This window comes from Klebsiella sp. 7-CIP_Kleb. (genome assembly GCF_050378655.1).
Classification (GTDB): Bacteria; Pseudomonadota; Gammaproteobacteria; order Enterobacterales; family Enterobacteriaceae; genus Klebsiella; species Klebsiella quasipneumoniae.
Genome location: NZ_JBNRLJ010000002.1, coordinates 697,272 through 711,102, shown reverse-complemented (window position 1 = coordinate 711,102; position 13,831 = coordinate 697,272). Strand labels below are relative to the sequence as shown.

General features: G+C 59.7%; 12 protein-coding genes. 2 read left to right on the top strand and 10 right to left on the bottom strand.

Annotated elements, in window-relative coordinates; genetic code table 11:
* Nucleotides 1-9: 9 nt before the first annotated feature.
* Genes ACQUTI_RS11065 through ACQUTI_RS11045 form a run of 5 tightly spaced genes read right to left on the bottom strand, consistent with a single transcriptional unit; the run spans nt 10 to nt 5,477 of the window.
* Complete coding sequence (locus ACQUTI_RS11065; RefSeq protein WP_017899076.1) at nt 10-951, bottom strand: carbohydrate kinase family protein; 942 nt, start codon at nt 949-951, stop codon at nt 10-12.
* An 11-nt stretch (nt 952-962) separates the two neighbouring features.
* Nucleotides 963-1,967, bottom strand: a complete 1,005-nt coding sequence (locus ACQUTI_RS11060) for an ABC transporter permease (RefSeq protein WP_017899077.1) — start codon at nt 1,965-1,967, stop codon at nt 963-965.
* The gene (locus ACQUTI_RS11055; RefSeq protein ID WP_214456084.1) at nt 1,964-2,953 is read right to left on the bottom strand and encodes an ABC transporter permease; all 990 of its coding nucleotides are present in this window, start codon (nt 2,951-2,953) and stop codon (nt 1,964-1,966) included. Before ACQUTI_RS11055 ends, ACQUTI_RS11060 begins: the two co-directional genes overlap by 4 nt.
* Nucleotides 2,950-4,452, bottom strand: coding sequence for a sugar ABC transporter ATP-binding protein (locus ACQUTI_RS11050; RefSeq protein ID WP_025999138.1), 1,503 nt, complete (start codon nt 4,450-4,452; stop codon nt 2,950-2,952). Before ACQUTI_RS11050 ends, ACQUTI_RS11055 begins: the two co-directional genes overlap by 4 nt.
* Before the next feature lie 44 nt (nt 4,453-4,496).
* A complete protein-coding gene (locus ACQUTI_RS11045) occupies nt 4,497-5,477 on the bottom strand; it encodes a sugar ABC transporter substrate-binding protein (protein WP_004885820.1) in 981 nt (326 codons plus the stop codon).
* 408 nt (nt 5,478-5,885) lie between these two features.
* Here ACQUTI_RS11045 and ACQUTI_RS11040 point away from each other — a divergent pair, with 408 nt between their 5' ends.
* On the top strand, nt 5,886-8,195 hold the full coding sequence (locus ACQUTI_RS11040) for a molybdopterin-dependent oxidoreductase (RefSeq protein WP_180404818.1): 2,310 nt from the start codon (nt 5,886-5,888) through the stop codon (nt 8,193-8,195).
* Nucleotides 8,196-8,321: 126 nt separating this feature from the next.
* On the opposite strand, the gene ACQUTI_RS11035 is transcribed toward ACQUTI_RS11040, so the two are convergent.
* A complete protein-coding gene (locus ACQUTI_RS11035; RefSeq protein WP_004885825.1) occupies nt 8,322-8,864 on the bottom strand; it encodes a 1,2-dihydroxy-3-keto-5-methylthiopentene dioxygenase in 543 nt (180 codons plus the stop codon).
* Nucleotides 8,861-9,550 carry an acireductone synthase gene (mtnC, locus tag ACQUTI_RS11030; RefSeq protein WP_004885828.1) on the bottom strand — a complete coding sequence of 230 codons (690 nt, stop codon included), beginning with the start codon at nt 9,548-9,550 and terminating at the stop codon, nt 8,861-8,863. Before mtnC ends, ACQUTI_RS11035 begins: the two co-directional genes overlap by 4 nt.
* Before the next feature lie 141 nt (nt 9,551-9,691).
* On the opposite strand from mtnC, the gene ACQUTI_RS11025 reads away from it, so the two are divergent.
* A complete protein-coding gene (locus tag ACQUTI_RS11025; protein ID WP_254465480.1) occupies nt 9,692-10,837 on the top strand; it encodes a pyridoxal phosphate-dependent aminotransferase in 1,146 nt (381 codons plus the stop codon).
* Here ACQUTI_RS11025 and ACQUTI_RS11020 read toward each other — a convergent pair whose 3' ends face one another.
* The 3 genes from ACQUTI_RS11020 to citR form a co-directional block, all read right to left on the bottom strand.
* Nucleotides 10,838-11,464 (bottom strand): IbrB-like domain-containing protein, encoded by a 627-nt coding sequence (locus ACQUTI_RS11020; protein ID WP_048323374.1) that lies wholly within the window; start codon nt 11,462-11,464, stop codon nt 10,838-10,840.
* Nucleotides 11,449-12,672: a phosphoadenosine phosphosulfate reductase gene (locus tag ACQUTI_RS11015; protein ID WP_004885837.1), complete on the bottom strand. Its 1,224-nt coding sequence runs from the start codon at nt 12,670-12,672 to the stop codon at nt 11,449-11,451. Before ACQUTI_RS11015 ends, ACQUTI_RS11020 begins: the two co-directional genes overlap by 16 nt.
* 113 nt (nt 12,673-12,785) lie before the next feature.
* The gene (citR, locus tag ACQUTI_RS11010; protein WP_049004684.1) at nt 12,786-13,718 is read right to left on the bottom strand and encodes a DNA-binding transcriptional repressor CitR; all 933 of its coding nucleotides are present in this window, start codon (nt 13,716-13,718) and stop codon (nt 12,786-12,788) included.
* Between the last annotated feature and the right edge of the window lie 113 nt (nt 13,719-13,831).

Sequence of the window (13,831 nt, the reverse complement as noted above, 5' to 3'; positions counted from 1 at the left end):
GGTCCAACGTCAGGGGCGATGGGCCGCCATAAAAGCCTGGGTCTGTTCCCAGTCTACCACCCCGGCATCCGAGCCCATCCCGGTCGCCACCAGCGCGGCCACCGCCGAGGCGACGTCGCACGCCGCTTTCACGCTGAGCCCGCGCGCCATCGCGGCAATAAACCCGCCGCAGTAGCTGTCGCCGCAGCCGGTGGTATCCACCGCCTCGACGGGCCACGGCGCAATATGCTCCAGCGCGCCATCGCGGCCGATAAGCCAGGAGCCGTTCTCGCCGTCTTTCAGAATGCAGGTGCCCACGCCCAGCGCAAAGAAGAAGCGGGCGATGGCCTCCGGCTGCGTCTCCCCGGAGAGAAAGGCGGCTTCCTCCAGCGAAGGCATAAAATAATCCACCGACGGCAGCAGGGGCCGCAGCAGTTCCAGGGTGTGTTCATTCGGCGCGATAAGGTCAAAGCTGGTGGTGATTCCACGCGCTTTGGCCGCCTGCAGCAGCCGTGCGCTCTGTCCCTGGTCCATTGCCGCCAGCAGTCCGCTCCCGCCGTGATGCAGGAAGCGACAGTCAAGGACGGCGTCAAATTCCGCTTCACTGACGAACAGGGCGTCAGACGCGCCCCGGCAGTGCAGGGCCGGACGTTCGCCGTTGGGGCGAATCGGCAGGATCGTCGCCGAGGTCTCCTTCAGCGCGGTGCGCTGGATAAGCGAGCAGTCAATGCCCAGCCGGGCATAGCTGGCGAGGATAAAGTCGGCCTTTTCATCTTCGCCCAGGCAGGCCACCGCCGCGGTGCGGATCCCGAGCTTCGCGGCGTTAATATTAGCCCCCGCAGCGGTGCCGGCGGGGTTGAGGCGAATTTGCTCAATAAAAGCGACGCCACCGCGCGGCGGGATCGCCACCACCGGGCGCCCGGCGATATCCAGAATAGTCAGGCCGACAAATACGGCGTCAAAGGTTGCCATCGTTCTCCCGTTTAGCGATGCGTTTGGCGCAGACGCGCCTGCCAGAAGGATAGGGCGAGGGCCACCACCAGAATCACGCCGACCAGCGCGTCCTTCACCAGATAATTGAGGCCCATCAGGTTCAGACCATTATCAATAATGGCGAGGAACAGCACGCCGCCGAGGGTGCCGGCGATGCTAACCCGGCCCAGACGGTTAAAGGCGGTACCGATAAACACCGCCGCAATGGCGTCCATCAGGTAAGACTGCCCGGCCAGCGGGGTAAATTGCCGCAGGTTGGCGGAGAGGATCACCCCGCCGACGGCGCAGAGGGCTGAGGCGGCCACCAGCACGCCGAGCATGGTCAGGCGATCGCGGATCCCGGCGATGCGCGCCGCTTCGCTGTTCTGACCGATGGCGCGGATATATTTGCCCCACAGGGTGCGCTCGGTGACCAGCCAGGCCGCCAGCCACAGCGCCAGCACGATCGCTACCGGCGTGGGGATCCCGCCAAGGTTACCCACCGCCAGGTCGTGATACTCGGGAGCCATTCGCCGATAGGCTATCGCGCCGCCGCCATCGGTATAGATACGTTCGGCGCTGCTGGCGATAAACCAGGTGCCGAGGGTGGCGAGGAAGGGGCGGATCCGGCAGATGAGGATCAGAAAGGCATTGAGCAGGCCAATCAGCACCCCGCCGAGCAGGGCGCAGCCCACCGCCGCCTGCCACGGCAGATGCCAGGTTTTCAGGGCGACGAGGGCGAAGGCGGCGCCGAAATCGAGCGCGACGCCCACCGACAGGTCAATCGCCCCGGCGCTGACAATCAGGGTCATCGCCATCGCCACAATCAGCAGGATCGCGCTGCCCTGCAGCAGGTTGGCCCAGTTATCCACGGTTAAAAATACTGGATTCGCCCAGCCGAACAGGGCGATGGCCAGCAGGGTGATGATGCCGAATCCGGCCCGCGACAGCCAGGCCAGCGGGCTGCTGGCCGTCTGTTCCGCAGGAGCTGGGGTTTTCAGAGTGATTTGGCTCATGCCTCGCCTCCTTTGTGTCTGACCGCCGAGGCCGCCAGTACCACCAGGATCAGGCCGCCTTTAATGGCGCCCATCCAGAAGATATTGACCCCCAGCAGGCCGAGTCCGTTAGAGAGGGCGTTAACCAGAATCGCCCCCAGCAGCGTGCCCCAGATGGTGACTACCCGACGGCGGGAGAAGGCGGCGCCGATAAAGGTCGCGAGCACGGTTTCCAGCAGCAGCGGCGTGGCCGTTCCGCTGGAGCTGCCGGAGCCCTGGCTGAGCAGCGGCAGAATAGCCAGCCCGGCGGCGATGCCGGCTAACAGCCAGACCTGCAGGGTTAAGCGGCGCACGTTCAGGCCGCTCATTTGCGCCATATCGCGATTGCCGCCCACCGCCTGCACATGCTGACCGAAGCGGGAGTGATGGAGCAGGAACTGGAACAGGATAAATACCCCCAGCAGATAGACCAGCGGCCAGGGCAGGCCGAGGAGGCTGTTATCGCGAAAGGCGACCATCAGCGGATCGCTGACCGCGATGCGCCGCTGGCCGGTCAGCAGGTCCGTCAGGCCGGTAAACGCCACGGAGGTCGAGAGGGTAGCCAGCAGCGGCGGCAGGCCGGCCGCCAGCACCAGGAAGCCGTTGATCGCCCCGCAGAGCAGGCAAACCGCCGCCAGCAGCGCCAGCAGCAGGAGATACGGCGTGTGCCATTCGGCCAGCCCGAGGCTGAGCAGCGCGACGCCGAGCACCGCCGTCGCCGGCAGGGAGAGGTCGATGCCGCCGGAGACCACGTCATCTCCGCCAACGGCGATGACGCAGACCAGGCCGAAACAGAGGATCGCCAGCGGAACGCTCTGGACCAGCATCAGGCTGATATTTTGCCAGCTGAGGAAGTAGGGCGACTGCACGCTCAGCCACACCAGCAGCGCCAGAAACAGGATCAGGGGGAATTTTTCAACAAGCGTCGCCAGGCCCGGACGGCCGCGACGCTGGATAGCGGTATTCATGGTGAAGGCTCCTGTCCGCCGTTGATCGCCACCAGCAGGGCGTCGAGGGTCAGCCCGCGGGTGGGCAGATTGGCCGCCAGCGCGCCGCGCCAGAGGACGAGGATCCGGTCGCATAGTCCGAGCAGTTCGGTGGCGTCGCTGGAGGAGACCAGCACCGCCCGTCCTTTATCGGCCAGCTGGCGCGTACGTTGATAAATATCGCGGCGGGCGCCGATATCAACCCCGAGGGTGGGTTCATCGAGAATAAACAGCCGGGCATCGGTGCCGAGCCAGCGGGCGAGGATCGCTTTTTGCTGGTTGCCGCCGCTCATGTAGCGTACCGGCAGCGCCGGGCGACCCGGGCGGATCGCCAGCTGTTCTATCCAGTCGCGCGCTTTCCTCTCGGCGATCCCCCGCCGCTCCCAGCCAAAGGTGGCGGTCTCCGGCAGCGAGGCGAGATTAATATTGTCGGCGGTGGTGAAGGACAGGATCAGCCCCTGATGGCGGCGATCGCGCGGGACCAGCGCCATTCCGGCGCGGATCGCCTGCTTTGGCGTACGGATTCGTCGCGGCAGGCCGTCGAGATGGATAGTGCCGCGCTCCGCCGGACGCAAGCCGTAGAGTAAGTCCACCAGCACATCGCGCCCGGCGCCGAGCAGGCCGGCGACGCCGACGATCTCCCCCGGGTGAATATCAAAAGAGAGATCCTGCAGCTGCCGTCCGTCGCTCAGCTGGCGCACCGAGAGCAGCGGAGCCTCCCCGTTGTCTGCCGCCGGGCGCTGGCGCGGAGTATACAGCTGGTCGATTTCCCGGCCGACCATCATGGCGATCAGCGCCTCGGTATTCTGCAGCAGGTCGCGGTCGGGATAACCGACCACTTCCCCGTTGCGCAGCACAGTGCCACGGTCGCAGAGGCTGGCTATCTCATTGAGATAGTGGGAAATATACAGAATGGCAATGCCCTGGTCGCGCAGGCGCAGGATGGCGGAGGTGACCAGACTGGCCTCCTGGGCCTCGAGGGGGGCGGTGGGCTCGTCGAACACCACCAGCCGCGCCGCGCCGTCGATCAGCGCGCGGGCAATCTGCACCAGCTTGCGCTCGGCCAGGCTCAGGTCTCGCACCAGACGTTCGGGGTCGATCGCCAACTGCCAGTTTTGCTGGAAAAATTGCGCCGTGGCGGCCTTCATCCGTCGGCGATCCAGCGCCCCCCAGCGGGTGCGATACTCCTGGCCCAGAAACACCGATTCCGCGACGGTAAAGTGCGGGATCAGGTTGAGCTCCTGGTGGATAACGCGGATGCCGGCGGCTTCGATGGCTGCCGGGTTGCCGAGGGGCAGCGGGCGACCGTCGAGGGTCGCGCTGCCGCTGTCGGCCTGATAAACGCCGGCGAGGATCTTGATCAGCGTCGATTTACCGGCGCCGTTCTCGCCAATCAGGCCATGAATCTCCCCCGGATTGAGGCGCAGGGTAACCGCATTAAGCGCCATTACGCTGGCAAAACGTTTGCCGATCTGGTCCATGACCAGACCCGCGGCGGGGCGCTCCCCGCCAGGGTGTTGATTTATCACTGCAGTTCGCCGTATCCCAACTGTTTATACACCGCTTTCGCTTCCTGCGGACCTTTCACCGGTATCACCGGGATAAAGGTTTGCACCGGCAGTTTCTGACCGGCAAAGTAGCGGGCCACATTGTCGGCGGAGGTCTGGCCGATCAGATGCGGCTGCTGCGCGACGTTAGCCACGAAGGGGCTGCCGGGCTCCGCCATGATCTCCAGCGTTTCCGGACCGGCGTCGATGGCCGTCACTTTCACGTCCTTATCACGGCCGGTCTCTTCCAGCGCCTGGACGATACCGATGGCCGGTTGATCCCAGCAGGCGACATGGATGGCGTCCAGTTTGCCTTTCGGATACTGGCTGAGTAATTCGAGGGTTTTCTTCCGCGCGTCTTCCGGCGAGTTGGCGAACTGTTCCGCGAGCTCGGGCTGGATAATATGAATATCCGGGTAATCCTTAAGGACATATTTCCACTGATCGTAACGAATTCCGCAAATACGCAGCGCGCTGGAGAACGCATTAAATACAGCGACGTTGCCTTTACCACCTAATTCGTCCGCCATGTAGCGACCGATGGTGGAGCCCAGAGTGTAGTTATCGGAGGTGGTATTATTGACCGAATATTGTGAAACATGATCCACGGTGAATACCGGGATACCAGCATCACGTAATGCTTTAAATTTGGGTTCGACGGCGCTGTCGCCGAGAATACTAATTACCGCATCCACCTTGCGTGACAGTAAAATATCGTGATTATTGGCATGAACCTGATTATCCCGGCCGCCATCGACGCCAATGACTTTGCCTCCCAGTTTCTCCACTTCCTCTGTCGCGCCTTTAAAAGCTTCGCGATCCCAGAAATGCTGGGTGCCTACTACGGCAACGCCAATGGTTTTTCCCTGTAAGGAGAGGGTATCAGCGGCAGTGACGCTCAGCGAGGCAAGGGAAAGCAGTCCCAGCGCGGCAGGCAATAATTTTCTCTTCTGCGACATTGTTATTATGATCCTGTGATGAAGGTGGTTGCGGACCGGTAGCATGACAAGAAGCACCTCGCCACCTCAAATACAAAATAAGTCTAAGTTATGCCGGCAATGTTATATCGCGGAAACGCCAGAGAAAAAGTTTATTTTGTCATGAAGAACCTGAAAATATTTCATGATGGCGGATAGGCCTTTTTATTTTGTGGTTTTATTTTTGGCTTATTCCGTGTTTATTTAGCAGATAAAGACAATTTTCTGTTTATTATGAGTGTATGGGAAATACGGCATCTACAGAGAAAAAGAGAAGATTGCGCGGGCTAAAGCTTTTTTTAGCAGCGCAATGTCTGGCCGGGTAAGCAATATTACCGCATTTCCCCGCTTTATTTTAACGAACCTGAGGCTGAGAAGAACGCGGGCGCTATGAAGAAACAGCATAATTATACGGTGATGCACTGGGGAACCTGGCAGGTGGAGAGCCGCGAGGGCGAGATCGTGGCGGTTAAGCCGGTGCCCTGGGATAAAAACCCTTCACGCATCGGTCAGTCGCTCCCCGACGCGGTGACCAGCCAAACGCGCATTCGTCGCCCGGCGGTACGCGCCGGCTATCTGCAGCACGGGCCGGCGTCACGAGAAGGGCGAGGCAAGGAGCCCTTTGTCGAAGTCAGCTGGGAGGTGGCCCTGGACCTGGTGGCTCGCGAGCTGCGCTCGGTCAAGGCGCGCTGCGGCAATGAGGCGATTTACGGCGGCTCCTACGGCTGGGCCAGCGCCGGGCGCTTTCACCATGCGCAGAGCCAGCTGCACCGTTTTCTTAAGGGCTTTGGCGGGTATACCGCCAGCACCAATACCTATAGCAGCGCCGCGGGCGAGCGTATTCTGCCGCATATCCTTGGGCCGCTGAGCCCGCTGCATCGTCAGCATACCCATTTTTCCGAGCTGGCGCGGGAGTGTCAGCTGTTTGTCGCGATTGGCGGCCTGCCGCTGCGCAATGCCCAGGTCAACGGCGGCGGCGCCAATGACCATATGTTGCCGTACTGGCTGGATAAGATGCAGGCCAACGGCACGCGGTTTATTAATATCAGTCCGGTGCGCAATGACCTCAGCGCGGTGCCCGACGCCGAGTGGCTGGCCATTCGGCCGGGCACCGATACCGCACTGCTGCTGGCGCTGAGCTATGTGCTGATCGCTGAGTCCCTCTACGACCAGGCGTTTATCGCCAGCCATACCGTCGGGTTTGCCCCTTACCGCGCGTATCTGTTGGGCGAGCATGACGGCATAGCGAAAACACCGGCGTGGGCGGCGGCAATTACCGGCCTTGACGCCCAGCGCATCGCCGAGCTGGCGCGGGAGATGGCCCGCCACCGGACGATGGTGAATATCTCCTGGTCCATCCAGCGCGCCCGTCAGGGGGAGCAGGCCTACTGGGCGACGGTGGCCCTGACCGCGCTGCTGGGACAGATCGGCACGCCGGGCGGCGGCCTCGGGTTTGGCTATGCCTGTACCAACCTGGCGGGGGCGGTGCGAAAAGCGTTTTCCGGCCCGCGCTTGCCCGCCGGCGAAAATGCGGTGGACAGCGTTATCCCGGTGGCGCGGCTGTCCGATATGCTGCTGCACCCGGGAGAAGCCTATGAGTTCGACGGTCAGCTGCTGCATTATCCCGACATCCGTCTGGTCTACTGGGCGGGAGGCAATGCGTTTCACCATCACCAGGATATTAACCGACTGTGCGAGGCCTGGCGCCGTCCGGAGACGGTGGTGGTGCATGAGCAGTACTGGACCGCGCAGGCCAAATTCTCTGACATCGTCCTGCCGGCTACCACCTCGCTGGAGCGAGAGGATATCGGCAGCGGCGGTCATGACGGATTTATGATTGCCATGAGCGCGCAGATCCCGCCGGTGGGCGAGGCGCGTGATGATTACGCTATTTTCCTCGATCTTGCCGGGCGGCTGGGCTTCGGCGAACTGTTCAGCGAGGGGCGGGACGCCGGGCAGTGGCTGCGCCATCTCTATGAGGAGTCAAGGCCGCGGGCGCAGGAGGAGGGCATTGCGCTGCCCTCGTTCGAGGATTTCTGGCAGCAAGGGGTGCTGGAATACAGTGCGCCGGAGCGGCCGCAGGTCTTTCTCGCCGATTTTCGCGCCGATCCGCAGCGCTATCCGCTTTCCACGCCCTCCGGCAAGATTGAACTCTTTTCCTCTACCGTCGCCGGGTTTGGCTATCGCGAATGCCCTGGCCATCCCTGGTGGGATGAGGAAGAGGCTGCCCGGCAACGACTGGAGGCGGCGCGCTGGCCGCTTCATCTGCTCTCCAGTCAGCCACGCGCCCGCCTGCACAGCCAGTATGATCACGGCAGCGTCAGTCGGGCGACGAAAATTCAGGGACGCGAGCCGCTGTGGATGCATCCGCGGGACGCGCAGGCAAGAGACATCCACGAAGGCAGCGTGGTGAAGGTGTATAACGACCGCGGGGCGATTCTGGCGGGCGTGCATTTGAGTGAACAGATTTTGCCGGGGGTGGTACAGATGTCCACCGGCGCCTGGTATGACCCTCTGGATCCGAATGAAAAAGGAACCCTCGATAAGCACGGTAATCCCAACGTGTTAACCGCGGATCGCGGCAGTTCGCGCCTGGGGCAGGGCTGTAGCGCCCAGAGTTGTTGGGTGGAAATCGCCCCGTGGCGAGAGGAACTGCCGCCGATCACCGCCTTTGACCCGCCGAAGTTTATTGCGGTTTAAGCGTGGGAGGATCGCCGGCGGCGGGGCGGGTAGCCCGGAGAAGGCGCAGTATGCGCCGCCTCCGGGAAAGCGCGGTCCAGGCAGTTTAAGGCTCCTGACCAGGCGGTAATGGATGACAGGACGACGTTACGCCAGCCGTGGGTAGGCGCTGGCGATATCGTCGCCGGTAAACTGGGCGATCCAGCCTTCCGGGTTATCAAAAATGCGAATGGCGGTGAAGTTCGGTTCTGATCCCATATCAAACCAGTGCGGAGTGTGGGCGGGAACCGAAATCAGATCGTTCTTTTCGCACAGCACCTGGAACACCTCGTCGCCAATGTGCAGGCAGAACAGACCGGCGCCCTCGACAAAAAACCTGACCTCGTCTTCGCCATGGGTGTGCTCATTCAGGAATTTTTCCCGCAGCGCCTCTTTCTGCGGGTTATCGGCGCGCAGGCTGATGACGTCCCAGCTCTGATAGCCCTTTTCGGCGACCAGTTTGTCAATCGCATGCTGATAGGCGGCAATCACCGTTTCTGCGCTGGGGTCTGCGCCGAGGTCGCGGTCGGCCTGCCAGCGTTCGAAACGGACGCCTTTGGCGTTAAGCTGCTCCTGAATCGCTTTGGCGTCGGTGCTGTGCCAGACCGGCGTTTGCGGATCGGTCACAGAAAATAGGGTTAATGCGCTCATGCTGGGATCTGCTCCGGATGAATGTCGTCAAAACGCTGAACCTGAGGGTGGTGGCTTGCCGGGTCGCGATCGCCGCGTACCAACTGGACAGTGCGCAACCCCGCGGCTTCGGCGGCGTCGAGTTCCTGATGGATATCCGACAGGAACAGGATGGCCCCGGGGGCGTGGCCCAGGTGTTCAGCAATGTTGCGGTAGGACTGCGCTTCGCGTTTAGCGCCTACCAGGGTATCGAAATAGCCCGTAAACAGATGAGTAATATCACCTTCATCGCTGTAGCCAAATAACAATTTCTGCGCTGCCACGGAGCCAGAAGAATATACATACAAATCAATGCCCTGTGCTTTCCACTTCTCCAGCGCCGGCAGCACGTCCGGGTAGAGATGGCCGGTAAAGTCGCCGTTGAGGTAGCCATCGCGCCAGATGATCCCCTGGAGTGCCTTCAGCGCAGTGGATTTACGGTCTTCGTCCATAAAGGCGAAGAGGGTAGCAATCAGGTCGGCGGTGCTGGCGGCGGGGGAGTCTGTCTCTCGGCGCAAGTTGTCGAGAATCGTTCTCACCGGCTCAGCGTGCTGTTGAGCGGTCACAAAGCCGGCCAGTCGTTCGCGGGCGTAGGGGAACAGCACGTTATGCACGAAGCGGATATCGCTGGTAGTGCCTTCGATGTCGGTCACGATGGCGCGGATCATGGTTTCTCCAGAGTGGGCGTAGCGTGGAATAACATTAGCATTTAGACGTCTAAGCGTCTTGATTGCCAAATATTAACATCGTGTTATAGTGGCTTCAACAACAGCATTACAATCGGTAAAACAAGAATGAGTAATAACCCGTTGATTCCAGAGAGTAAACTCCCGTCACTTGGCACCACCATTTTTACCCAGATGAGCGCCCTGGCCCAGCAGCATCAGGCCATCAACCTGTCTCAGGGCTTTCCCGATTTTGACGGCCCGCGCTATCTTCAGGAGCGTCTGGCGTACCACGTGGCGCAGGGGGCGAACCAGTATGCCCCGATGACCGGCGTGCCGGCGCTGCGCGAGGCGATCGCTGACAAGACGGCGGAGCGGTATGGATATCGACCCGACGTCAACAGCGATATCACGGTCACCGCCGGGGCGACGGAGGCCCTGTACGCGGCGATCACCGCCCTGGTGCGCCGTGGGGATGAGGTGGTCTGTTTCGATCCCAGCTACGACAGCTATGCCCCCGCGGTGGCGCTGGCCGGCGGCGAATTACACCGTATTGCGCTCCAGCCGCCGCATTTTCGCGTCGACTGGCAGCAGTTTGCCGCGACGCTGAGCGACAAAACCCGGCTGGTGATCCTCAATACCCCGCACAACCCCTCGGCCACGGTCTGGCAACGCGAGGATTTTGCCGCCCTGTGGCAGGCGATAGCCGAACGTGAGATCTATGTTCTCAGCGACGAGGTCTATGAGCATATCAACTTTGCCGAAGACGGCCACGCCAGCGTGCTGGCGCATCCGCAGCTGCGCGAGCGGGCGGTGGCAGTCTCTTCGTTTGGCAAAACCTTTCATATGACCGGCTGGAAGGTTGGCTACTGCGTGGCCCCGGCGGCCATCAGCGCGGAGTTGCGTAAGGTTCATCAGTATCTGACCTTCTCGGTGAATACCCCGGCGCAGCTGGCGATCGCCGATATGCTGCGCGAGGCGCCAGAGCACTATCTCGAGCTGCCGGCGTTTTATCGTGAACGCCGCGATCTGTTTATTGAGGCGCTGCGCCCCAGCCGGCTGGAACTCCTGCCCTGTGAGGGCACCTACTTCCTGCTGGCGGACTACAGCGCCCTCTCCGATCTTGACGACGTGAGCTTCTGCCGCTGGCTGACGACAGAGGTTGGGGTGGCGGCGATCCCGCTCTCCGTCTTCTGCGCCGACCCGTTCCCGCACAAGCTGATCCGTTTGTGCTTCGCTAAACAACCGGAGACCCTGCTGGCCGCGGCGGCGCGTTTGTGCCAGCTATAGTTATTTAATGGTCCATGCCTGAGAGAACTGGCGGCCGGCGAACATTTCCGTCAGGCCGCTGATTTGCTTCAGACGCAGTACCTCATCGGCATCCATCCCCAACTCTTTGCCGATCTTTTGCGGTGTCCAGCCGAGCCGGGTCAGCTCGCGCACAATCTCCGACATGGCGTGGATTTGGTGACGTCCCCGCGCCCGGTTGTGGCGTATGGTTGCCGCCATCAGCCCATCGCGGGAGGCGGTTTCATTCGGCAGACAGGTCACCGGCAGATAGCCATGCAGGGCATTTTTCAATGACGCTTTGCTGCAGGCCAGTTCATGACGGTGAAAACCATCGACAATGGTATACGCCTGCGGACCCTGGCGGATGACCACCACCGGCTGGGTAAAGCCATCGGCTTCCAGCGAGGTCTGCAGCAGACGTTTTTCCGGCGGCGCCACGTTGTTCGGATTGTAGTCATTGGGGGCGACTTGCTCCTGTTTGACCCACAGCACGCAGTCAACCGGCTGGGAGCGGAAGGGGCTGCGCTGGTGGAGCACCTGGCGAAACGCGTTGATAGCCTCGATGCGCGCTTCATCATCCAGCGTTTGCAGGAAAGCGTCCAGCGCCTGCGTTAGTTGTTGTTGCATAATATCCCCCATTGTTGACGATGTTTTTCCATACGTTTTCGGTAGCGCTGATAGTGACTGCTTTTGGTCGGACTGAACGAGAGCTGACGGCACCAGTAGTCGTTATTGAGCAGCACTTTGCAGACTCGTCGCCAGGAGGGGATATCCTTTGTGCCAATGTCCCCGGGCTGGGTGTCGGGAATATCTTCCATCCCTTTTTTCTGATACCAGCGCAGGTAGACGGCGATTTTATTGCGATAGTGCTCGGCGGTGGTTTCCGGCATGCTGTCGAGCAGGAAAAGAGCATAGCTTTTCCATGTCAAATGGTCGGGTTTGTCGATTTTTCGGTGACCGTAGAACTGATTGTCATGCCCGGCATAGACGCCGCCGCTGTGCGCGCCGCTGACCCGCTGACACATCGCGGCCCAGCGTTCCGGCTCCAGCACATGGTACAGCCACAGCCCCTGGCGCTGCTCCGGACCGAAGGGTTCGCAGATGCGCATGTAGCGCAGCGGCACCCCGGCCTGATACATCAGATCGTACAGCGGGTTATAGGGCTGGCCGCTTCTGGCAAACCAGGTCCAGATATCGGCGGTTTTCCAGTCATAGAGCGGGTAGATGTACCAGGCGTGTCCCCCCGGCGCCGAGGTGGTCCACGGTTTATCGTCAGCGAAGCGTTGTTTGCGCTGGGAAGAGATGGTCATAAAGCGATTCAGCGACTCATCAGCCCGAATGCCCACCAGCACGGCGGCGGGCCGCCGCTGGGAAAACCACTCGGCAAAATGGCTGACGAAAGCCTCAAAGCTCATTCCGGGTTGGTAGAAGGGGAAATAATCCGGGTGGGCGATCGCCCCTGGCGGCGGCTGGCGGACCCAGCGGGCTCCGGGCTCCCAGCATTGCCATTGCGGCTTATACTGCGTCAGGGCATTTTGGGTCGTGAGCGGCAGGGCGACCCAGTAAAAGGTGTCGATGACATCCTGATACAGGGCGCGCAGTTTTTCACAGTGGGCGATGGTGCAAGAGAACTGTGCTTCCCAGTCAATAAACAGTACGCTGATTTTCTTGCCCTGTAACCGAGCTGCCTGCGCGGTTAAATGCAGCATAACGGTGGAGTCTTTTCCGCCAGAGAAAGAGACGCAAACGCGTGAAAAATTATCCAGAACCCATTGGATCCGCTGTTCCGTCGCCTGCAGCACCGACTCCGGTAAGGGATATTTAATAAACGACATGACCATTAATCCTTTAATACGAGATATTCCCATTTGGTCAGTATAAACGATGAGGGCCGGGAGTTTAATGGTCGTTTTTTTATTCGGACAATGTGGGGTAAATAGTGGATATGTTATCCATTGTTATTAATTTGTGGTTGTGATGCTACTCTATCATCCATTAGAATGCTGATTAATTCAGATAAGAAATGATTCTGCGAAGATGAATGATGGTGGTTAATGTATATTGTGATATCCGGGAAGAGATTGTCTATATTAATGACGTGAAGCTGCATAGTGGGTGAAATAAAATCAAATAAATAGGAAGGAACGAAGCCAATTAAGTCGGTTTTACTGATCATATTAAGAATGGTCATAAACGAGTCACTGCGAAAGGCGATATTGTTCGGGTTCAGCCACGGCATGCTGCTCTGCTGAACGCGCTGAATCACGGGATCGTTGGTGATGAAGTGGGTAAAAAACTCCTGCGCCAGCGCTTCAACCGATGTGAGTTCCTCACGCCGCGGATGGTCCCTCCGGCACAACGCCAGCGTCTGCACCGTCTTATAGGGCTGACAAATAGTAGCGCGGTTGTTGATGGGCATTCGGGTGAATACCAGATCCGCCTGGCGATACGCCAGCAACTCCTCCGCCGATTCCGTGGTGGTCAGGTTATGGTGCTCAATCTGTAAATTAGCCTGATGACAGAGCTGGTTAATCATAAAATGGCTGTTTACTGAACAGAACAGCGGCGGGCCATATATCACAATACGCTTTCGCAGTTCGGTGCGTTTATTGAGATTGATTGTTTTTTCCAGTTGTTCAAGGTTTTGTTGCAGATGATAATGAAGATTGACGGAGGCGGTGGTGGGCGTCATGCCTTTCCCGACCCGAACAAATAGCGGATCATTTAATTGTTGGCGCAGACGCTGCAATGACTGACTCACCGCCGACGGGGTGATAAATAACGTCGCCGCCGCTTTGCTGATGCTTAAATGTTGATATATACACTCAAAAATAACCAATAGGTTTAAATCGAACTTTTTCAGGTCGTAAAGATTTGCCATTAATGCAGTCCTGTGTATTATCAGTGCGAATTGAAATATTCATAATAAGAATGTTGAATGGCTTAATATGCGTGGTGTGAATTTATTTTTGGCCAGTAATATTAAGCTTTGCT